Annotated in this window: 15 protein-coding genes; 2 read left to right on the top strand and 13 right to left on the bottom strand. The window is 72.5% G+C overall.

Annotated elements, in window-relative coordinates; all coding sequences use genetic code 11:
* Positions 1–36 precede the first annotated feature (36 nt).
* From FVS66_RS00645 to FVS66_RS00610, 8 genes are all read right to left on the bottom strand, one after another.
* Positions 37–1,338, bottom strand: coding sequence for a site-2 protease family protein (locus FVS66_RS00645; protein ID WP_149178965.1), 1,302 nt, complete (start codon positions 1,336–1,338; stop codon positions 37–39).
* Complete coding sequence (gene dxr / locus FVS66_RS00640) at positions 1,335–2,603, bottom strand: 1-deoxy-D-xylulose-5-phosphate reductoisomerase (protein ID WP_149178964.1); 1,269 nt, start codon at positions 2,601–2,603, stop codon at positions 1,335–1,337. Before dxr ends, FVS66_RS00645 begins: the two co-directional genes overlap by 4 nt.
* Positions 2,604–2,741: 138 nt before the next feature.
* Positions 2,742–3,971, bottom strand: a complete 1,230-nt coding sequence (gene aroA, locus FVS66_RS00635; RefSeq protein ID WP_149178963.1) for a 3-phosphoshikimate 1-carboxyvinyltransferase — start codon at positions 3,969–3,971, stop codon at positions 2,742–2,744.
* A gap of 76 nt (positions 3,972–4,047) precedes the next feature.
* Positions 4,048–5,985, bottom strand: coding sequence for an acyl-CoA dehydrogenase family protein (locus FVS66_RS00630; RefSeq protein ID WP_149178962.1), 1,938 nt, complete (start codon positions 5,983–5,985; stop codon positions 4,048–4,050).
* A 154-nt stretch (positions 5,986–6,139) separates the two neighbouring features.
* Complete coding sequence (locus tag FVS66_RS00625; RefSeq protein WP_149178961.1) at positions 6,140–7,585, bottom strand: aldehyde dehydrogenase family protein; 1,446 nt, start codon at positions 7,583–7,585, stop codon at positions 6,140–6,142.
* A gap of 65 nt (positions 7,586–7,650) precedes the next feature.
* Positions 7,651–8,628: an EamA family transporter gene (locus tag FVS66_RS00620; RefSeq protein WP_149178960.1), complete on the bottom strand. Its 978-nt coding sequence runs from the start codon at positions 8,626–8,628 to the stop codon at positions 7,651–7,653.
* Positions 8,629–8,698: 70 nt separating this feature from the next.
* A complete protein-coding gene (locus FVS66_RS00615; RefSeq protein WP_149178959.1) occupies positions 8,699–10,264 on the bottom strand; it encodes a PucR family transcriptional regulator in 1,566 nt (521 codons plus the stop codon).
* Between the two features lie 136 nt (positions 10,265–10,400).
* Entirely contained in the window at positions 10,401–12,602 is a 2,202-nt protein-coding gene (locus tag FVS66_RS00610; protein ID WP_149178958.1) for an ATP-binding protein, read from the bottom strand.
* Between the two features lie 242 nt (positions 12,603–12,844).
* Here FVS66_RS00610 and gabT point away from each other — a divergent pair, with 242 nt between their 5' ends.
* Together gabT and FVS66_RS00600 are read left to right on the top strand one after the other, a co-directional pair.
* Positions 12,845–14,179, top strand: coding sequence for a 4-aminobutyrate--2-oxoglutarate transaminase (gene gabT, locus FVS66_RS00605; protein WP_149178957.1), 1,335 nt, complete (start codon positions 12,845–12,847; stop codon positions 14,177–14,179).
* Positions 14,180–14,564: 385 nt separating this feature from the next.
* Positions 14,565–15,083, top strand: coding sequence for a phosphatase PAP2 family protein (locus FVS66_RS00600; RefSeq protein WP_399224575.1), 519 nt, complete (start codon positions 14,565–14,567; stop codon positions 15,081–15,083).
* A 117-nt stretch (positions 15,084–15,200) separates the two neighbouring features.
* Here the strand turns inward: FVS66_RS00600 and FVS66_RS00595 are convergent, their stop codons facing one another.
* From FVS66_RS00595 to FVS66_RS00575, 5 genes are all read right to left on the bottom strand, one after another.
* Positions 15,201–15,713 carry a hypothetical protein gene (locus tag FVS66_RS00595; protein ID WP_149178955.1) on the bottom strand — a complete coding sequence of 171 codons (513 nt, stop codon included), beginning with the start codon at positions 15,711–15,713 and terminating at the stop codon, positions 15,201–15,203.
* 147 nt (positions 15,714–15,860) lie between these two features.
* Positions 15,861–17,279 (bottom strand): FAD-binding oxidoreductase, encoded by a 1,419-nt coding sequence (locus FVS66_RS00590; RefSeq protein ID WP_149178954.1) that lies wholly within the window; start codon positions 17,277–17,279, stop codon positions 15,861–15,863.
* A gap of 32 nt (positions 17,280–17,311) precedes the next feature.
* Positions 17,312–18,118: an ABC transporter permease gene (locus tag FVS66_RS00585; RefSeq protein WP_149178953.1), complete on the bottom strand. Its 807-nt coding sequence runs from the start codon at positions 18,116–18,118 to the stop codon at positions 17,312–17,314.
* Positions 18,115–19,047, bottom strand: coding sequence for an ABC transporter permease (locus FVS66_RS00580; protein ID WP_149178952.1), 933 nt, complete (start codon positions 19,045–19,047; stop codon positions 18,115–18,117). Before FVS66_RS00580 ends, FVS66_RS00585 begins: the two co-directional genes overlap by 4 nt.
* Positions 19,044–20,213, bottom strand: coding sequence for an ABC transporter ATP-binding protein (locus FVS66_RS00575; protein ID WP_149178951.1), 1,170 nt, complete (start codon positions 20,211–20,213; stop codon positions 19,044–19,046). Before FVS66_RS00575 ends, FVS66_RS00580 begins: the two co-directional genes overlap by 4 nt.
* Between the last annotated feature and the right edge of the window lie 6 nt (positions 20,214–20,219).

The following is a 20,219-nucleotide window of genomic DNA, read 5'->3' as shown; positions in this document are numbered from 1 at the left end:
GCGCCCGGCCGTGCGTCCCGAGTGACGGGCATCCGATTATGTGATCTTCACGGGATTCACGATGTCGGCGAGCAGCACGAGCAGCGTGAAGCAGATGAAGATTCCCGCGACGACGTATGCGACCGGCATGAGCTTCGCGACGTCGAACGGGCCCGGGTCGGGGCGCCGGAACACCTTCGCGACATGCCGCCGTACGGACTCCCACAGGGCGCCCGCGATATGGCCGCCGTCGAGGGGCAGCAGCGGGAGCATGTTGAAGAGGAACAGCGACAGGTTGAACGTGGCCAGCAGCAGCAGGAACGACGCGACGATGTTCTGCGTCGGGATGTCGAGGTTCATCACCTCGCCGCTGATGCGGGCGGCGCCGACGATGCCGACCGGGGAGTCCTCCTTGCGCTCGCCGTCGCCGAAGGTGGCGTCCCACAGGTCGGGGATCTTGGAGGGGAGCGCGATGACGGCCTGGACACCGTTCTCGACCATGTCGCCCATGCGGTCCACGGACTCGCCGAAGCCGAGCGGGACGATCTCCGTCTTGGCGGCGAAGCCGAGGTAGCCGGCCGCGATGTACTCGCCGGGCACGGGCTCACCGTCGGAGTCCTTCTTCACCACCATGTTCTTCTCGAGGGTGGGGTGGAGGACGATCTGTTCGCCGCCGCGGTCGACGGTGACGGTGGCGGGGCCGATCGTGTCGCGGATACGGGCGGACAGCGTGGCCCAGTCGGCGACGGGCTCGCCGTTGAAGGCGACGATCCGGTCGCCCTCCTGGAGGCCGGCGGCGTGGGCCGGGGACTCCCTGTCGGTCTTGGCGCAGGTGTCGCGCTCCTCGCTCTGCGCGATGATGCACTTCTGGACGCCGGCGACCTCGGTGGTCTGGGTCGCGAAACCGAAGGACATGGCTACGCCGAGGAAGATCGCGACGGCGAGGACCAGGTTCATGAAGGGCCCGGCGAACATGACGATGACGCGCTTCCACGGCTTGCGCGTGTAGAACAGCCGCTTCTCGTCGCCGGGCTGGAGCTCCTCGTACGCCGCCGTGCGGGCGTCCTCGATCATGCCGCGCCACGGGGACGTGGAGCGGGCCTCGATACGGCCGTCGTCGCCCGGCGGGAACATCCCGATCATGCGGATGTAGCCACCCATGGGGACGGCCTTGATGCCGTACTCCGTCTCGCCCTTCTTCCGGGACCAGAGGGTCGGGCCGAAGCCGACCATGTACTGGGGCACGCGGATGCCGAAGAGCTTGGCGGTGGAGAGGTGGCCGAGCTCGTGCCAGGCGATGGAGATGAGCAGTCCGACGGCGAACAGGGCGATGCCGAGGATCGTCAACAGGACTGTCATGCGCGAACCTCCGCCGTAGTCTTCGCCGCCTTCGCCGCCTTCTCGGCGAGCTCGCGGGCCCGGGCGCGGGCCCAGGTCTCCGCTTCCAAGACGTCCGTCACCGTCAGTGAAGTTCCCGGAGAGGGGGTTCCGTGTTCGGTGACGACCTCGGTCACCGTATCCATGATTCCGGTGAACGGCAGGCGTCCGGCGAGGAACGCGTCGACACACTCCTCGTTGGCGGCGTTGAACACGGCCGGGGCCGTGCCGCCCAGCTCGCCGACGTGCCGGGCGAGGCCGACGGACGGGAACGCCTCTGCGTCCAGCGGGAAGAACTCCCAGGTGGAGGCCGTGGACCAGTCGAAGGCGGGGGCCGCGTCGGGGACGCGTTCGGGCCAGCCGAGGCCGATGGCGATGGGGCCGCGCATATCGGGCGGGGTGGCCTGGGCGAGGGTGGAGCCGTCGACGAACTCCACCATGGAGTGGACGTACGACTGGGGGTGGACGACGACCTCGATGCGGTCGAAGGGGATGTCGTAGAGCAGGTGGGCCTCGATGACCTCCAGGCCCTTGTTCACGAGCGTGGCGCTGTTGACGGTGATGACCGGGCCCATGGCCCAGGTGGGGTGCGCGAGGGCGTCCTCGCGGGTGACACCGGCCAGTTCGGCGCGGGTGCGGCCGCGGAAGGGACCGCCGGACGCGGTGACGACGAGCTTGCGGACGTCGGCGCGGGTGCCGGCGGCGAGGGCCTGGAACAGCGCGGCGTGCTCGGAGTCGACCGGGATGATCTGGCCCGGCTTGGCGACAGCCTTCACCAGCGGGCCGCCGACGATCAGCGACTCCTTGTTGGCCAGGGCGAGCGTGCGGCCCGCTTCGAGGGCGGCGAGCGTGGGAGCGAGGCCGATGGAGCCGGTGATGCCGTTGAGGACGGTGTGGCAGTCGGAGGCGGCGACCCGGGCTGCGGCGTCGGGGCCTACCAGGATCTCGGGCAGCGGCTCCGTCCCGTACCGCTCCTTCAGCGCGTCGCGCAGCGCGGCCGCCGCGTCCTCGCGGGCCACGGCGACCGTGCGGACCCGCAGCCGGTGCGCCTGCTCGGCCAGGAGCCCGACCCGGCCGCCCGCGGCGGACAGCGCGGTGACGCGGAACCGGTCGGGGTTGCGCAGCACCAGGTCGATGGCCTGGGTGCCGATGGACCCGGTGGAGCCGAGGACGACGATGTCCCGGCGGCCTTCGGCCGGATCGAAGGCGATGTGCGGGTCGGCGAGGGGTGCTGGGCTGTCGCTCATGCCCCCATTCTTGCCGCATCCACCGCGTGCCCCGACCAGGTGCCCCTCAGAGGCGGCGTCGTGGGCCGCCCGGAGCTTCTCCGACCGGCGCGCCGACCGGCGTCGGCCTTCGGACAGCGCGCTTCGGCGAGGGTTCGACTATGAGCGGCCGCGGAACGCGCCGAACACGTGGTGGAAGTCGGGGAAGGTCTTCCGTACGCAGCCGGGGTCGTCGAAGGTGATGCCGGGGGTGCGCAGGGCGGTGACGGCGAATGACATCACCATGCGGTGGTCGCCGTAGGTCGTGATCTCCGCGGGGCGCGGAGTGCCGGGGTGGATCTCCAGCCGGTCGGGGCCCGTGGTGGCGGTGATGCCGAGGCGGCGGAGGTTCTCGGCGCACGCGTCGAGGCGGTCGCACTCCTTCAGGCGGGTGTTGGCGACGTCCTCGATACGGACGGGGCCGTCGGCGAAGGGCGCGATGGCGGCGAGCGTGGGCATGGTGTCGGAGATGTCGCGCATGTTGACGGTGAGCCCGCCGAGCCGGCCGGTGCCGCGTACGGTCGTGCGGTCGGCGGCGATGTCGACGCGGGCGCCCATGCGGCGCAGGACCTCGACGAACCGCAGGTCGCCCTGGAGGGCGCCGGTGCCGAGGCCCTCGACGGTGACCTCGCGGCCGGTGAGCGCGGCGGCGGCGAAGAAGTAGCTGGAGGTGGAGGCGTCGGGCTCGATCGCGTACGTGGTGGCGCGGTAGCCGGTGGGCGGGACGGTGAAGACGTCGCCGTCGCGGGTGGGCTCGGCGCCGAAGGCGCGCATCATGGCGAGGGTGATCTCGACGTACGGCTCCGACACCAGGTCCGTGACGGTGATGCGCAGGCCCTCGGCCGTGAGCGGGGCGAGCAGCAGCAGCGCGGTGAGGAACTGGGACGACTGGCCGGCGTCCAGGGTGAGGTCTCCGCCCTTGATCCCGGCCGCGGCGATCCGCAGCGGGTGGTGGCCCTCGGCCTCCTCGTGGCGCAGGTCGACGCCGAGGGTGCGCAGCGCCTCGGTGAGCGGGCCGAGCGGGCGGCGGCGCAGCTGGGGTGAGGCGTCGAACCGGAAGTCGCCGTGCCCGGCGGCGGCCAGGGCGGGCAGGAACCGTCCGGTGGTGGCTCCGTCGCGGCAGTACACGTCGGCGGCGGCGACGGCGGGCCCGGTGGGGCGGCCGGTGATGCGCCAGGCGTCCGGGGTGCGCCCGACCTCGTACCCGAGGGTGGTCAGGCCCTCGGCGAAGCCCTCCGTGTCGTCGGAGGAGAGGGGGCGCAGGAGGGTGGTGGTGCCGTCGGCCGCGGCGGCCAGGAAGAGGGCGCGGGCCGTGACGGACTTGGAGCCGGGTATGTCGATGACGGTCACGGCGCCCATCCTGCCGGGTGGGGCGGGACGGGCGCCGGGCGTCTCAGGTGGTGGGCAGGTGCCGGCCGGGGGTCCTTCAGCGGATCGGGCGGTGGACGTTCTCCCGGACCGAGGGACCCGGGGTGGCCTCCGCGATCCAGGGGCCGTCGCCGCTGGGGTCGAGGACGCCCTCCTCCAGCCAGGTGTAGCGGCCGGCGAGGACACCCTTGACGACCTTGCGGTCCAGGTCGTCGGTGTTGGCCCAGAGGCGGCCGAAGAGCTCCTCCACACGGAGCCGGGACTGGCGGCAGAACGCGTCGGCCAGTTCGTACGCCGCGCGGCCGTTCTCCCCGTTGGTACGGAGGAGTTCGGCGCGTACGCACGAGGCGCTCATCGCGAAGAGTTCGGCGCCGATGTCGACGATCCGGCCGAGGAAGCCCTGCTTGGTCTCCATGCGGCCCTGCCAGCGGGACATGGCGTAGAAGGTGGAGCGGGCCAGTCTGCGGGAGGTGCGTTCGACGTAGCGGAGGTGCTGGGCGAGGTCCGGGTGGCCCTTGGGGTGGAAGTCGCCGTAGGCGGCGGGGAGCTGGCCGCGGCCGGCGACCAGCCTGGGGAGCCAGCGGGCGTAGAACGCCGTCGCGTGGGCGCCCGCCTTGGCCTTGTCGCCGAGCGACTTGTCCGGGTCGATGATGTCGCCCGCGACCGCGAGGTGGGCGTCGACGGCCTCGCGCGCGATCAGCAGGTGCATGATCTCGGTCGAGCCCTCGAAGATCCGGTTGATGCGCATGTCGCGGAGGAGTTGTTCGGCGGGTACGGGGCGTTCGCCGCGGGCGGCGAGGGAGTCGGCGGTCTCGTAGCCGCGGCCGCCGCGGATCTGGACCAGTTCGTCGGCCATGAGCCAGGCCATCTCGGAGCCGTACAGCTTGGCGAGGGCGGCTTCGATGCGGATGTCGTTGCGGTCCTCGTCGGCCATCTGGCTGGCCAGGTCGAGGACGGCTTCGAGGGCGAAGGTGGTGGCGGCGATGAAGGAGATCTTCGCACCGACGGCCTCGTGACGGGCGACCGGCCTGCCCCACTGCTCGCGGACGGCGGACCACTCGCGGGCGATCTTCAGGCACCACTTGCCGGAGCCGGCGCACATGGCGGGCAGGGAGAGGCGGCCGGTGTTGAGGGTGGTGAGGGCGATTTTCAGACCCGCGCCCTCGGGGCCGATGCGGTTGGCGGCGGGGACGCGGACCTGATGGAAGCGGGTGACGCCGTTCTCCAGGCCGCGCAGGCCCATGAAGGCGTTGCGGTTCTCGACGGTGATGCCTTCGGAGGCGGCCTCGACGACGAACGCGGTGATGCCGCCCTTGTGGCCCTCGGACTTCGGTACGCGCGCCATGACCACGAGCAGGTCGGCGACGACGCCGTTTGTGGTCCACAGTTTGACGCCGTCGAGGACGTAGTCGGGGCCGTCGGGGACGGCGGTGGTGGCGAGGCGCGCCGGGTCGGAGCCGACGTCGGGCTCGGTGAGGAGGAAGGCGGAGATGTCGGTGCGGGCCAGCCGGGGCAGGAAGGTCTCCTTCTGCTCCGGCGTGCCGAAGATCTTCAGCGGCTGCGGTACGCCGATCGACTGATGCGCGGAGAGCAGCGCGCCCACGGCGGGGCTCACGGAACCGACCAGTGCCAGGGCCTTGTTGTAGTACACCTGGGTGAGGCCGAGACCGCCGTACTTGGTGTCGATCTTCATGCCGAGCGCGCCGAGTTCCTTCAGGCCGTCGATGACGGCGTCGGGGATACACGCCTCGCGCTCGATCAGTGCGCCGTCGATCTTCGTCTCGCAGAAGTCGCGGAGTTTCGCCAGGAACTCCTCACCGCGCTGTATGTCGTCGGCGGGCGGCAGCGGGTGCGGGTGGATCAGGTCGAGTCGGAAGCGGCCGAGGAACAGCTCCTTGGCGAAGCTGGGCTTGTGCCAGTCCTGCTGGCGGGCGGCCTCGGCGACCTGGCGGGCCTCGCGCTCGGAGACTTTGGGCTTGTGGTGTGGGCCGGACATGTGGGCTCACCTCACCGCGGGTTCGGGGGCGGCCGGCCGGTGGTCGTACCGGTCGGTGCTACTCGACCGTATTACCCGATTGCGACGCATACGAAAAGACGGCCGGAGCCCCCGCACAGTGGGCTCCGGCCGTCGGCTCGGCCGTGCGGGTGACCTACAGGGCCAGGCCGGTGAGGACCAGCACCCGCTCGTACGTGTAGTCGTCCATCGCGTAGGCGACGCCCTCGCGGCCGACGCCGGACTGCTTGGCGCCGCCGTAGGGCATCTGGTCGGCGCGGTACGACGGGACGTCGCCGATGATCACGCCGCCGACCTCCAGCGCCCGATGGGCGCGGAAGGCGGTCCGCAGGTCGTGGGTGAAGACGCCGGACTGCAGGCCGAACCTGGAGTTGTTGACCTCGGCGAAGGCGGCGGCCTCGCCGTCCACCTTGTGGAGGGTCAGGACCGGTCCGAAGACCTCCTCGCGGGCGAGGGTCGCGTCGGCCGGGAGGTCGGCGAGCACGGTCGGGGCGTAGGCGGCGCCCTCGCGCTTGCCGCCGGTGAGGAGGGCGGCGCCGTCCTTGACGGCCTCGTCCACCCACGCCTCGACGCGCTTGGCGGCGTCCTCGCTGACCAGCGGGCCGACGTCGGTGCTGTCGTCGGACGGGTCTCCGGTGCCCTGCGCCTCGACGGCCGCGACGATCTTAGGGACGAGCCGGTCGTAGACCGAGGCGTCCGCGATGACGCGCTGGACGGAGATGCAGGACTGGCCGCCCTGGTAGTTGGAGAAGGTGGCGATCCGGGTCGCCGCCCAGTCCAGGTCCTCCTCGGAGGCCCAGTCGGCGAGGACGACGGCCGCGGCGTTGCCGCCCAGCTCCAGGGTGCAGTGCTTGTGCGGCACGGACTGCTGGATGGCGTAGCCGACCTTGTCGGAGCCGGTGAAGGAGATGACCGGGAGGCGCTCGTCCTGGACGAGGGCGGGCATGCGGTCGTTGGTGACCGGCAGGACCGACCAGGAGCCGGCGGGCAGGTCGGTCTCGGCGAGCAGCTCGCCCAGGATCAGCCCGGACAGCGGCGTCGCCGGGGCCGGCTTCAGGATGATGGGCGCGCCGACGGCGATGGCCGGGGCCACCTTGTGGGCGCACAGGTTCAGCGGGAAGTTGAAGGGCGCGATGCCGAGGACGACGCCCTTGGGGAAGCGGCGGGTGAGGGCGAGCCGGCCCGTGCCGCCGGCGTCGGTGTCGAGGCGCTGCGCGTCGCCGCCGTTGAAGCGGCGCGCCTCCTCGGCGGCGAAACGGAACACGGAAACGGCGCGGCCGACCTCGCCGCGCGCCCACTTGACGGGCTTGCCGTTCTCGGCGGAGATGAGCTGCGCGATCTCCTCGGTACGCTCGGCGAGCCGCTTCGAGACATGGTCGAGGGCGGCGGCGCGGACGTGGGCGGGGGTCGCGGCGAACTCGTCCAGGACGGCGTGCGCGGCGGCCACGGCCTCCTCGACCTGGGCCTCGGTCGGCACGCTGACCTGGCCGACGAGGCGGCCGTCCCAGGGGGAGGTGACGTCGAACGTGGCCTCGCCGGTGGCCTGGCGGCCGGCGAGCCAGAAGGCGTGGGTGGCGGTCATCGCGGTCCCGGCCCTTCGGAGTAGTCGGAGTAGTCGGAGCGACTTGCGTGTGCGCTGCTCCCGGGTCACACGGTAGGGCCGGAGGAGCGGGTGGGTGTTTGTCCGCGGTGGAGTGGTCGCGGCGCCGGGTCCGCCGGTTCGGCAGATGCGCCCCGGCGTTCGGTGCGGACGATGAGCCACACGCCGGCCACCACCACCGTGCCGCCGACCGCGATGGGCCAGGTCAGCGCCTCGTCGAGGACGAGCCGGCCGAGGAGGACGGCGACGACCGGGTTGACGTACGCGTATGTGGCGACGAGGGAGAGCGGAGCGGTCTGGAGGAGCCAGGCGTACGCCGTGAACGCGATCAGCGAGCCGAAGACGATCAGGTAGCCGAGGGCGGTCCAGGAGCGGGCGGAGACGGCCGACAGGTCCAGGCCGCGCTGTTCGCCGCGGGTGAGCCCGACGACGAGGCAGGCGAGGCCGCCGGCGACCATCTCGTACGCGCTGGCCGTGAACGGGTTGCGGGGCATCGGGATGCGCGAGGAGGAGAACGACCCGGCGGACCACATCAGGGTCGCCACGATCACGGTGAGGACGCCGCCGATGCGGACCTCGCCGCTCAGGCCGGGAAGGGTGAGGACCGCGAGCCCGGCGAGGCCGAGGAGGACACCGGCGTACGCGCCGGGGCCCGGGCGCTCGCCGAACGCGGTGCGCAGCAGGACCACCCAGGCCGGTACGACGGCGATCAGCAGTGCGGCGAGTCCGGACGGCACGGTGGTCTCGGCGAGCACGACGAGGCCGTTGCCGCCCAGGAGCAGGAGGACGCCGACGACCACGGCGGAGGCGAGTTGGGCCCGGGTCACCTTCAGCACGCCGGGGCCGTGCCGCCAGGCGAGCAGCGCGGCGAGCACGAGACCGGCGACGACGAACCGCGCGGCGGCGGAGAGAAAGGGCGGCATGGTCTCCACGACCACGCGGATGCCGAGGTAGGTGGAGCCCCATACGAGGTACACGATCGCGAGTGCGGTCCATACGGCGCCGCTGATGCGTGCGGTTGTCATGAGCAGGAGAGTATGGATCTTGCGAGCGATCGGCAAAGAATTTGCCCGAATTCGGGCAGGAGAAGCGGAGTTACGACGGCTTCGGAGGCTGGTCGCCGGTGGTTTTCAGGGCGAGCCAGAGCTCCATGCGGACGTCCGGGTCGTCCAGGGAGCGGCCCAGGATCTCCTCGACGCGGCGCATCCGGTAGCGGAGGGTGTGGCGGTGGACGCCCAGCTCGGCGGCCGCCGCGTCCCACTGGCCGTGCCGGGAGAGCCAGGCGCGGACCGACGCCACGAGGTCGCCGCGGCCGGTCGCGTCGTGTTCGTACAGCGCCCGGAGCAGGCCGTCGGCGAACGCCCGTACCGCGTCGTCGGCGAGCAGCGGCAGCAGGGAGCCCGTGGCCAGCTCCTCGTGTTCGACGAGGGCGCGGCCGCGCCTGCGGGCGACGGACAGGGCCTGTTCGGCCTGCTTGTAGGCGGTGCCCGCGGTTATCGGGCCGGCCGGGGCCGAGAGGCCGATGACGGCGCCCGTCTCGTCGGCCTCCTTCGCCGCGTACGCCTCGCACGCGGCGCCCACCGCTCCCCCGTCCTCGGCGAGGACGACGAGCCGGTCGTCGCCCTCGGGCACGGTCAGTACGGCCTCTCCCGCGCGCGCGGCGGCCGCCTCCAGCGCGTCGGCGAGCACCGACAGGGGCGCCTCGGCGGCCGGGTCGGCGTCGCCCGCGGCCTCCGCGATCAGCAGCCGGAACGGGGCGTCGAGCAGCCCGCCGTACAGGTCGCCGGCGACCGTACGGGCATGGTCCGGCTGCCCGGCCAGCATCATGCGCAGCACCGCGGCCCCGAGACGCTGCTCCGCGGCCTGCAACGACCGGGACCGCTCCGTGGTGAGGGTGAGCAGGGCGACCGCCGAGTGCACGGCGTACCGCTCCGCCGTGCCGAGCGGCGCCCCCGTGCCGACCGCCAGCGCGCCCCGCACCCGCCGCCCGCTGCCCAGCGACTGGAGCTCGACCCGGTCCTCGGTGCCGCCCACGACGGCGCTGGCCGGCGCGGCCCGCTCCCGCAGCCGCTCCACGTCCGGGGTGAGCCGCGCCGCCCGCCGCGCCGCCCAGTCGGGGGCGGCGGCCACGACGGTGCCGGACGCGTCGTACAGCGCCGCCCAGCCGTCCACATGCGCGGCCAGCCGGGCCACCACCGCGTCCGGGCCCTCGGCGAGCGCCGCCCTGGTCAGCTCCCGCTGCGCCTCGAACCCGGCCGTCACGGCCCGGTACTGGTCGGCGGCGAGCGCGGCGGACACCGCTTTGGAGATCGCCAGGAACGGGGTGCGGCGCGGCACCTCCAGCAGCGGCAGATCCTCCTCGGTCGCGGCGTCCAGCAGCGCCCGCGGCAGCTCGTCGTAGTTCACGCCGACCGCGAAGCCGACCCCGACGACCCCCGCTCCGGCCAGTCGGCGCACATAGCGGCGCATCGCCTCGCCGTCCTCGGCGTCGAGCGTCATGGCGGTGGTCAGCAGCAGTTCGCCGCCCTCCATGTACGGGACGGGGTCGGCGAGTTCGCTGACGTGCGCCCAGCGGACGGGCGTGTCGAGGTGGTCCTCACCGGCGCGCACGGTGAGCTTGAGCGCCGAGTGCTGGACGAGCGAGGCAAGGGTGAGCGGCATGGGACCGGCTGGCCTTCGGAAGGGGGAGGATTGTTTCGGGCGGCGATTTTTCGCCGTCCCGTATGAACGGCTCCCCTCGATTCTGCCAGGACGTACGACTGCGGCCTACGGCGCGCGGCCGACGAGCGGGCAGGGATCACGTCCGCAGGTCGACCAGGAGCGGCGGCGCGTGCTCCCCGCGTACGCCGGTCACGGACAGCACCGCGTGCCCCGCGGGCACCCCGTGCGCCAGCTCGGACGCCGACCAGCGTTCCCGCTCGACCTCCCGTACGGTGACCGCCTCTGCCGTGGCCGCGCGGCCGGTGACCAGGCGGCGCATGAAGTGCATGGCCTTGGTGAGCGGCTCGTCGGAGATGATCTGCCGGTTGGTGACGTCGCGCGTCTGCACCCACTCGGTGCCCCACACCTCCGCGAACTTCCCGCCGTCCCAGGGCGCGAGCCCCGCGAACGCCATCCGGCAGCCGACGGCGCCGAGCAGTGGCCCGCGCAGCGGCTCCGGTACGTCCTCCAGGGTGCGCAGCGACAGGACGACGCCCGCGTGCGCCGAGCGGAGCCGCTGGATGGCGCGTACGGAGTCGGCGGTGACGGTGTCGGTCGCGTCGTCCAGCACGAGGCAGGCGAACAGCGACCGGTCGGCGCGGGCCAGGGCGGCCTCGGTGAACTGGGCGAGCAGCAGCCGGGCGAGGATCCGGGACGCCTCGGCGTGGCCGCGCTCGGGCAGGTCGACGCGGACGCGCAGCGGGTGCTCGACGGCGCGCAGCGAGAAGCGGCGGCCGCCGCCGTCCGTACGGAAGAAGTCGGCGAAGGCCGGGCGGTCCAGGAACGCGATGCGTTCGGCCAGAAGGACCGCGACGTCGTCCCCGCGCTCGGCCTGCCGCGCCCGGGCGTCCAGCTCCCGCAGCTGCGCCGGGTCGCCGGCGACGGCGGCGCGCAGGTCGGCGAGGGCCCGCGGGGCGCCGCCGAGGAGCTCACGGAGCTCGGGCACACCGGGAAAGTGACCGTGCGCTGCCCGGTAGGGGCCGATGAGCTGGGCGAGGGCGGTGGCCGCGCGGCGGCTGTCCGGGACGAGGTCGCCGACAAGCGCCTCGGCGAGGGTCCGGGCGGCCTCGTCGGGGTCCTCGGCGCCGCCGTAGAGGTCGAGGTCGTGCAGCGTGTCGGGGCGGCCGACCGCGATGACGACGTCGAACGCGGCGTCCGGGGCGAGCGGGGCGCCCTGGGCGGTGACGGCGACGACGGCGGCGCGGTTGGCGAGCGCCTGGAGGCAGAGGGACTCGGTGACGGGCCGGGTCAGCCGGACGGTCTTGCCGGACGCGGCCGGGCCGACCGCGAGCAGGGACGTGCCCAGCAGGGCGGGTTCGAGGGCGACACCGGTGGTGCGGCGGGCGTAAGGGTTGCGGGGGTGGTCGGCGGCGGTGCCGAGGCGGACCTGGCCGGTGGCCAGGTCGTGCGTGGCGGTACGGACGGGGAGGTCGCGTACGCCGGAGGGGTGGGCACAGGCGGCGGCGCCCTGGACGCGTACGGCGTCGGTGAACGCGGCGAGCCGGTCGGGGTGGGTGCGTACGCCGTGCCAGGCGCGCTGGATGCGGGCGTAGTCCACGTCGCCGAGCGCGCCCGTGCGGGTGGCCTCGGCGAGCCGGGCGGCGGCTTCGGCCAGTCCGGCGGCGCGCAGCTCGGGCCACTCGGCGGGGTCGGCGTCGCCGGACCGGGGCGGCGGGGGCGCGGTGGCCCGGGTGCGGGGGCGGCGGGCGTAGCGGCGCCAGATGTCCGGGACGTGCCCGATGCGGGCGAAGAAGACGAGGAGGCCGCCGCCGACGAGCGCGTAGTAGACGTAGCTGGCGGTCGCCCAGACGACGGGCTCGGAGCGCCAGGAGTCGGGGGTGAGGACGAGGAGCGGCCAGAGCCAGTAGTGGCCGAGGTAGCCGTTCCAGAGAAGGGACCACAGGAGCCAGCCGGTGAGCAGCGAGATGAGCGCGGCGGCGAAGAGCCGCCTCGCCGGTACGTGCTCGGGCTCCTCCTGCGGCCGTGGCCGGTGCCCGAGCCGCCACACGCCGGGCTCGGCATCGGGGCGCGGGGTGCGCAGCCAGTCCACGACGGACGCCCCGGTGGCGGGCGCGGGTGCGTGGCGCGGCGCGGGAGGTGCCGGAGGGGCCGCGGGAGGTGCGGCAGGTGCGGCCGGGGTGGCACTGGTCGACGGGGTGGCGCCTCCCGGCGACGTGGCGCCGGCCGGAGGGGGCGGCGGGGCTGCCGGGGCGGGCTGCCGGGGCGGTGGGCCGGCCGGGTGCGGGACGGGGTCGGCATGCGTGCCCCGTGCCTCGTACGACGTACCGTCCCTGTCCATGAATCCCTGCCCCCTGACCAGCCAGGCCGCGCGCGTGCGTGCACCGGCCAATCTAGTGCCAGGAGGGCGTGTTGGGGCCGGTCGACGCGGACGCGGGTGCCGTCCGGGCCGCGCTATGTCCGTCGCGGACAACGACGCCCGGCTCACCACTCCCTATCGGCGCATGCCCGGGGCCCGTACCCGGGCCTAGCCTGCGGGAGAAAGTAGAGACATAGCGTCCGGAACACCCCCAGGAGCCCCGCATGACCGAAATTCCGCAGGAGCGCCGCGTCGTCACCGCCATTCCCGGCCCGAAGTCGCAGGAGCTTCAGGCCCGCCGCGTCGCCTCCGTCGCGGGCGGCGTCGGCTCCGTACTGCCGGTGTTCACCGCCCGCGCGGGCGGTGGCGTCATCGAGGACGTCGACGGCAACCGTCTGATCGACTTCGGATCCGGTATCGCCGTGACGTCCGTGGGCGCCTCCGCCGAGGCGGTCGTGCGCCGCGCGTCCGCGCAGCTCCAGGACTTCACCCACACCTGTTTCATGGTCACCCCGTACGAGGGGTACGTGGAGGTCTGCGAGGCGCTCGCCGAGCTCACCCCGGGTGACCACGCGAAGAAGACCGCGCTGTTCAACAGCGGCGCCGAGGCCGTCGAGAACGCGGTGAAGATCGCCCGCTCGTACACCGGACGCCAGGCCGTCGTCGTCTTCGACCACGGCTACCACGGCCGTACGAACCTGACGATGGCTCTGACCGCCAAGAACATGCCGTACAAGCACGGCTTCGGCCCGTTCGCGCCGGAGGTGTACCGCGTGCCGGTGGCGTACGGCTACCGCTGGCCGACCGGCCCGGAGAACTGCGGCCCCGAGGCCGCCGCGCAGGCCATCGACCAGATCAGCAAGCAGGTCGGCGCGGAGAACGTCGCCGCGATCATCATCGAGCCGGTGCTCGGCGAGGGCGGCTTCATCGAGCCGGCGAAGGGCTTCCTGCCCGCGATCAGCCGGTTCGCCTCGGACAACGGCATCGTGTTCGTCGCCGACGAGATCCAGTCCGGCTTCTGCCGCACCGGCCAGTGGTTCGCGTGCGAGGACGAGGGCGTCGTCCCGGACCTCATCACCACCGCCAAGGGCATCGCGGGCGGTCTGCCGCTCGCCGCCGTGACGGGCCGCGCCGAGATCATGGACGCCCCGCACGCGGGCGGCCTGGGCGGCACCTACGGCGGCAACCCGGTCGCCTGCGCGGGTGCGCTCGGCGCCATCGAGACGATGAAGGAGCTCGACCTCAACGGCAGGGCGAAGCGCATCGAGGAGGTCATGAAGGCCCGCCTCTCCGCGATGCAGGAGAAGTACGAGGTCATCGGCGACATCCGGGGCCGTGGCGCGATGATCGCCATCGAGCTGGTGAAGGACCCGGCGACGAAGGAGCCGAACCCGGAGGCCGCCGGCGCGCTGGCGAAGGCGTGCCACGCCGAGGGCCTGCTGGTGCTGACCTGCGGCACCTACGGCAACGTGCTCCGCTTCCTGCCGCCGCTGGTCATCGGCGAGGACCTGCTCAACGAGGGTCTGGACATCATCGAGAGCGCCTTCGCGCGTATCTGATCGGACGCGAGGCGCGCGCCGGCGCGCGCCGGACGTGAAGAAGCTGTGGGGGGCCGATGGCGGGTTGGAGATCCGTCTGTCGGTCCCCCGGCTCGTGCCGTACGGTCGGTGGCAGATGAGAGAAGAACCCCGCCCGCAGGAGACTGCGGGCGGTTCCAGGCCGGGACCTCCCCAGTACCGCCCTGGGCGTGCCATCGCGCACACTGTCGGCGCTTACGGCTCCGGCGATCCTCACCGATCGGACCGCCGCCCGCCCCACACCCCCCGGGGCGCGCGGCACACCGGTCCTGACGGCCGTCCCGGAACAACCCCCCCTGTTCCGGGACGGCCGGCTTCCGTTTGCGCACTCCTCTCGCTGTGCGCGTTTCTCCTGGTCACCTGGCAGGTGGCTGTCCACGGCCCGCTGGCCGGGCTCGACGAGCGCGCCGGACGCGCCCTGGCCGGCCGGGGCCCGGCGTGGCTCACCGAACTGGGGGCCGACCTCGGCGGAATGCCCGTCGCCCTCCCCGTCCTGGCCGCCGCGATGGCGTACGCGGTGTGGCGCGGCCGCCGCGTGCAGGCGCTGTACGCGGGCGTGGCCATGGCGCTCGTACCGGCCCTGGTGATCCCGCTGAAGCTGCTGCTCGACCGGCCAGGACCGCTCACGGACGCGACCGGCTTCTACCCTTCGGGGCACACGGCGACGGCGCTGGTGGCGTACTGCGGGGCGGCGCTCCTGGTGCACCGGCGAGCGCTGCTGCCCGTCGCCGTGGTGCTGACGGTGGCGACCGGCACCGGGCTGGTGCTGCGTGGCTACCACTGGCCGCTGGACGTGGCGGGCAGCGCCCTGCTGTTCACAGGAGCGGCGCTGATGGTCGGCGCCGTTCGCGGGCGCCGAAGTGCCGGGAGAACCCCTCGCCGTTGAAGCGGCCCCCGTCGACGGACGACGGTCCGGGCGCGGCTGCGTTGTCGCTGCCCGCCGGGGTGCCCGCAGGGCCCGGCCGCCGCCGCGCAGGAGTGAGGTGACGGGTACGGTCCCCACTCACCGCTTCCGGGGCGGTCGAGAGCTCCGGGCGTCACCGTCCCCCGCGATGCGCCCCACCGCCTCGTGCATCGCCAGTTCCAGCAGCGCCGGATCCGTCAGCGTGCCCGCGCCGTCCGGCAGCACCAGCCAGCGCGCCCCGCCCGTCGTACGGCCCGGGTAAGGGACGACGATCCAGGTGCCCCGGCCGGCGCTGCGCACCCCGGTGCCGACCCAGCACGCGGCCGTGCCCGCCGGGACGAAGAACCCCATCCGTTCGTCGCCGAAGTCGGAGAGCACCGGCCCGGGACGGCCGACGAGCCGCTGGAGCACGTCCAGCGTCGGACAGCCGAGCCACCCCGGGATGATCAGCACGTCCCAGCGCCGCCCGGCGGGCAGCAGCGCGATCCCGAGCGGATTGCGCTCCCACTCCCAGCGGCAGGCGTCGGGGTCGGGCGCCACGGACACCAGCCACTCCACCGCCGCCCTGGCTCCTGATGAGCCGGACTTCCCCGAAGCCCCCGAACCTGTCATCGCCCACAGCCTCCATGTCCATGTGTGACTGCCCCTCAGGACGGTGCGGTCACACGGGAGAGCGGGGTGATCGTGGATCAATATGCGGGTTCCGTTGCCACGAAGTAGTGAACGGGCTCGCGGGGGCGCACAGCGGGCGCACCGGTCTCAGCTGTCGAAGCCGAGGCCGAGGCGGTCCATCGTGCGCAGCCACAGGTTGCGGCGGCCGCCGTTGGCGTCGGCGCGGGCCAGGGACCACTTGGTCATACCGATGCCCGCCCAGGCGAACGGCTCCGGCGGGAACGGCAGCGGCTTTCTGCGGACCATCTCCAGCTCCGTACGCTCCGTGCGCTCCCCCGACAGCAGGTCCAGCATCACGTCCGCGCCGAACCGGGACGCGCCCACGCCGAGCCCGGTGAAGCCGGCCGCGTACGCGACCCGCCCCTGGTGCGCCGTGCCGAAGAAGGCGGAGAAGCGGGAGCACGTGTCGATGGCGCCGCCCCAGGCGTGGCTGAACCGGACGCCCGTCAGCTGCGGGAAACAGCGGAAGAAGTGCTCGGCGAGCTTCAGATACGTCTCCGGCCGCTGGTCCAGCTCGGCCCGGACGCGGCCGCCGAACGGGTAGACCGCGTCGTAGCCGCCCCACAGGATCCGGTTGTCGGCGCTGAGCCGGAAGTAGTGGAACTGGTTGGCGCTGTCGCCGAGGCCCTGGCGGTTCTTCCAGCCGATGGAGGCCAGCTGGTCGTCGGTCAGGGGCTCGGTCATCAGGGCGTAGTCGTAGACCGGGACGGTGTAGTGGCGGACGCGTCGGACCAGGGACGGGAAGACGTTGGTCCCGAGGGCGACCTGGCGGGCGAGGACCCTGCCGTACGGGGTGCGGACGGCCATGGACGGGCCGGACGTGGTGAGGTCGAGGCCGCGGGTGTTCTCGTAGACGCGGACACCCGCGTCGAGGCAGGCCCGTTTCAGGCCCCAGGCGAGCTTCGCGGGGTGGACGAGGGCGACGCCGCGCCGGTCCCACAGTCCGCCGAGGAAGGTCGGTGAGTCGGCCTCGGCGCGCACGGCGTCGCGGTCGAGGAGGTCCAGGCCGTCGGCGAGGCCGAGGCGTTCGGCCTGCGCGTACAGCTCGTGGAGTTCGGCCAGCTGGTACGGCTCGGTGGCGACGTCGATCTCGCCGGTCCGCTCGAAGTCGCAGTCGATGCCGTACCGGGCGACCGCGGCCTCGATGGCGTCGAGGTTCCGCGCGCCGAGTTCCTCCAGTTTCGCCAGCTCGTCCGGCCAGCGGGACAGGCCGTTGCCGAAGCCGTGGGTGAGTGACGCGGCGCAGAAGCCGCCGTTGCGGCCGGAGGCGGCCCAGCCCGCCTCCCGGCCCTCGATGAGCACGACCTCCCGCCGCGGATCGCGCTCCTTGGCGAGGAGCGCGGTCCACAGTCCGCTGTAGCCGCCGCCGACCACGAGCAGGTCGCAGTGCTCGGTGGCGGTGAGGGCGGGCAGTGCGGCGGGCTTGCCGGGGTCTTCCAGCCAGAAGGGGACGGGCTGGGCGTCCGAGAGCGATTGTGCAGCGGTTCGCATGGCGACTGGGGCCATGGCTTCCAACTCCCTCAGGGGTTCTTCAGGGGTTACCGGAGGTCTTCCGTACGCTTCCGCCGGCCGGCCAGCAGCTGGCCGGCGACGACCACCAGCACCGCGATGACGAACATCGCCGTACCGATGACGTTGATCTGCACGGGTGTGCCGCGCTGCGCCGAGCCCCACACGAACATGGGGAAGGTGACGGTGGAGCCCGCGTTGAAGTTCGTGATGATGAAGTCGTCGAACGACAGCGCGAAGGCGAGCAGCGCGCCGGCCGCGATGCCGGGCGCGGCGATCGGCAGGGTGACCCGCAGGAAGGTCTGCACGGGACCGGCGTATAGGTCGCGCGCCGCTTCCTCGAGGCGGGGGTCCATGGACATCACGCGGGCTTTGACCGCCACGACGACGAAGCTCAGACAGAACATGATGTGGGCGATCAGGACCGTCCAGAAGCCCAGCTCGGCGCCCATGTTGAGGAAGAGCGTGAGGAGCGAGGCGGCCATGACGACCTCGGGCATGGACATGGGCAGGAAGATCAGCGAGTTGATCGCGCCGCGCGCCCGGAAGCGGTAGCGGACCAGCGCGAAGGCGATCATCGTGCCCAGCGCGGTGGCGCCGAGCGTGGCCCAGGCGGCGAGCTGCAGGGACAGTCCGAGGGCGGTGCACAGCTCGGGGACGCCGCAGGGGTCCGTCCAGGCGTCCAGCGAGAAGCGCTTCCAGGCGTAGTTGAAGCGCCCGTCCGGTCGGTTGAAGGAGAACATCAGGACCACGATGTTCGGCAGGATCAGATAGGCGAGCGTGAGAGCGCCCGCGAGGACGACGAGATGACGTCGTATCCAGCGAAGCAGCATCAGACCAGGTCCTCCGTTCCGGCCCGGCGGATGTAGAAGGTGACCATGATCAGCACGACGGCCATCAGGATGAACGACAGCGCGGCCGCCGTCGGGTAGTCGAGCACCCGGAGGAACTGCGACTGGATGACGTTTCCGATCATCTTGGTGTCGGTCGATCCGAGGAGTTCGGCGTTGACGTAGTCGCCGCTCGCGGGGATGAAGGTGAGCAGCGTGCCGGAGACTACGCCCGGCATGGAGAGCGGGAACGTGACCTTGCGGAAGGTGGTGGCGGGGGACGCGTACAGGTCCTTGGCCGCCTCGTGGAGCCGCCCGTCGATCCGTTCGAGCGAGGTGTAGAGCGGCAGGATCATGAAGGGCAGGAAGTTGTACGTGAGACCGCAGATCACGGCGAGCGGTGTGGCCAGGACGCGGTCGCCCTCGGTCCAGCCGAGCCAGCTGGTGACGTCCAGGACGTGCAGCGCGTCCAGGGCTCCGACGACGACGCCGCCGTCCGCGAGGATCGTCTTCCAGGCCAGCGTCCGGATGAGGAAGCTGGTGAAGAACGGCGCGATGACCAGGACGAGGAGGAGGTTGCGCCAGCGTCCGGCGCGGAACGCGATGAGGTACGCGAGCGGGTAGCCGAGCAGCAGACAGAGCAGGGTGGCGGTCCCGGCGTACAGCAGGGACTTCGCGAACTGCGGGTAGTAGTCCCGCAGCGCCTCCCAGTAGGTCTGGAAGTGCCAGGTGACCTGGTAGCCCTCCTCGAGCGAGCCGGTCTGCACGGACGTCGACGCCTGGTAGACGAGCGGCAGGGCGAAGAAGACCAGCAGCCAGAGGATGCCGGGCAGGAGCAGCCAGTACGGGACGAGTCGCTTGCGCGTGGAGCGCTTCCGCACGGGTGGAGCGGCGGAGGGCCCGGCGAGGGGCGGGGGCTCGGTGACGGTCGTCATGCGGCGTCCTCCACCGTCTCCACGCCGGCCCCGTCCGTCTTTCCGGCGTCTGCGGCCTGGGTGGCGTCGAGACCGAAGGTGTGGGCGGGGTTCCAGTGCAGGACGACCTCGGCGCCGGGGACGAGGCGCGGGTCGCGCTCGATGTTCTGCTCGTACACCTGGAGGCCGGTGCCGGTGGGGCCGTCGACGGTGTACTGGGTGGACACGCCGATGAAGGACGTGTCGGCGATGCGGCCGGTGACTCTGTTCCGTCCGGCGGGGACCGTGCCCGCGTCGTCGGCGTGTGCGAGTGAGATCTTCTCCGGGCGGATGCCGACGAGGAGCCTGCCGCCGGTGCGGGTGGGGGTGGCGCAGCGGTCGGCGGGCAGGCGCAGCTTGCCGCCGTCGGCCGAGACGACGAGGTCCGTGCCGGCCTCGACGACCTCGGCCTCGATGAGGTTGGAGGTGCCGAGGAAGTTGGCGACGAAGGTGGTGCGCGGGTTGTCGTAGAGCTCGGTGGGCGCGCCGAGCTGTTCGACGCGGCCGGCGTTCATCACCGCGACCGTGTCGGCCATGGTCATGGCCTCCTCCTGGTCGTGGGTGACATGGACGAAGGTGATGCCGACCTCGGTCTGGATGCGCTTGAGCTCCAGCTGCATCTGACGGCGCAGCTTGAGGTCGAGGGCGCCGAGCGGCTCGTCGAGGAGAAGCACCTGGGGGTGGTTGATGAGCGCGCGGGCGACGGCGACGCGCTGCTGCTGGCCGCCGGAGAGCTGGTGCGGCTTCCTCTTGGCCTTGTCGCCGAGCTGCACCAGTTCCAGCATCTCGTCCACCTGGCTCTTCACTGACTTGACGCCGCGTCGGCGGAGCCCGAAGGCGACGTTCTCGTAGATGTCGAGGTGCGGGAAGAGCGCGTAGGACTGGAAGACGGTGTTGACGGGGCGTCTGTGCGGGGGCAGGTCGGTGACGTCGCGGTCGCCGAGGCGGACGGTGCCGGTGGTGGGGTCCTCCAGTCCGGCGATCATGCGGAGGGTGGTGGTCTTGCCGCAGCCGGAGGGGCCGAGGAGGGCGAAGAAGGAGCCCTGGGGGACGGTCAGGTCGAGCGGGTGGACGGCGGTGAAGGAGCTGTAGGTCTTGCTGATCCCGGTGAGGCGGACGTCGCCGCCGGTGTGCGTGTCAGTCGTCATGGATCG

The organism is Streptomyces sp. TRM49041 (genome assembly GCF_008271805.1).
GTDB lineage: Bacteria > Actinomycetota > Actinomycetes > Streptomycetales > Streptomycetaceae > Streptomyces.
This window is presented reverse-complemented; position numbering and strand designations above follow the sequence as displayed.

What these genes read in the sequence shown, in the direction of transcription:
- FVS66_RS00590 (WP_149178954.1), bottom strand. Translation starts at nt 17,279, where the DNA reads ATGGCCCCAGTCGCCATGCGAACCGCTGCACAATCGCTCTCGGACGCC.
- dxr (WP_149178964.1), bottom strand. Translation starts at nt 2,603, where the DNA reads ATGAGCGACAGCCCAGCACCCCTCGCCGACCCGCACATCGCCTTCGAT.
- FVS66_RS00575 (WP_149178951.1), bottom strand. Translation starts at nt 20,213, where the DNA reads ATGACGACTGACACGCACACCGGCGGCGACGTCCGCCTCACCGGGATC.
- FVS66_RS00620 (WP_149178960.1), bottom strand. Translation starts at nt 8,628, where the DNA reads ATGACAACCGCACGCATCAGCGGCGCCGTATGGACCGCACTCGCGATC.
- FVS66_RS00645 (WP_149178965.1), bottom strand. Translation starts at nt 1,338, where the DNA reads ATGACAGTCCTGTTGACGATCCTCGGCATCGCCCTGTTCGCCGTCGGA.
- FVS66_RS00630 (WP_149178962.1), bottom strand. Translation starts at nt 5,985, where the DNA reads ATGTCCGGCCCACACCACAAGCCCAAAGTCTCCGAGCGCGAGGCCCGC.
- FVS66_RS00595 (WP_149178955.1), bottom strand. Translation starts at nt 15,713, where the DNA reads ATGACAGGTTCGGGGGCTTCGGGGAAGTCCGGCTCATCAGGAGCCAGG.
- FVS66_RS00625 (WP_149178961.1), bottom strand. Translation starts at nt 7,585, where the DNA reads ATGACCGCCACCCACGCCTTCTGGCTCGCCGGCCGCCAGGCCACCGGC.
- FVS66_RS00580 (WP_149178952.1), bottom strand. Translation starts at nt 19,047, where the DNA reads ATGACGACCGTCACCGAGCCCCCGCCCCTCGCCGGGCCCTCCGCCGCT.
- FVS66_RS00610 (WP_149178958.1), bottom strand. Translation starts at nt 12,602, where the DNA reads ATGGACAGGGACGGTACGTCGTACGAGGCACGGGGCACGCATGCCGAC.
- FVS66_RS00615 (WP_149178959.1), bottom strand. Translation starts at nt 10,264, where the DNA reads ATGCCGCTCACCCTTGCCTCGCTCGTCCAGCACTCGGCGCTCAAGCTC.
- gabT (WP_149178957.1), top strand. Translation starts at nt 12,845, where the DNA reads ATGACCGAAATTCCGCAGGAGCGCCGCGTCGTCACCGCCATTCCCGGC.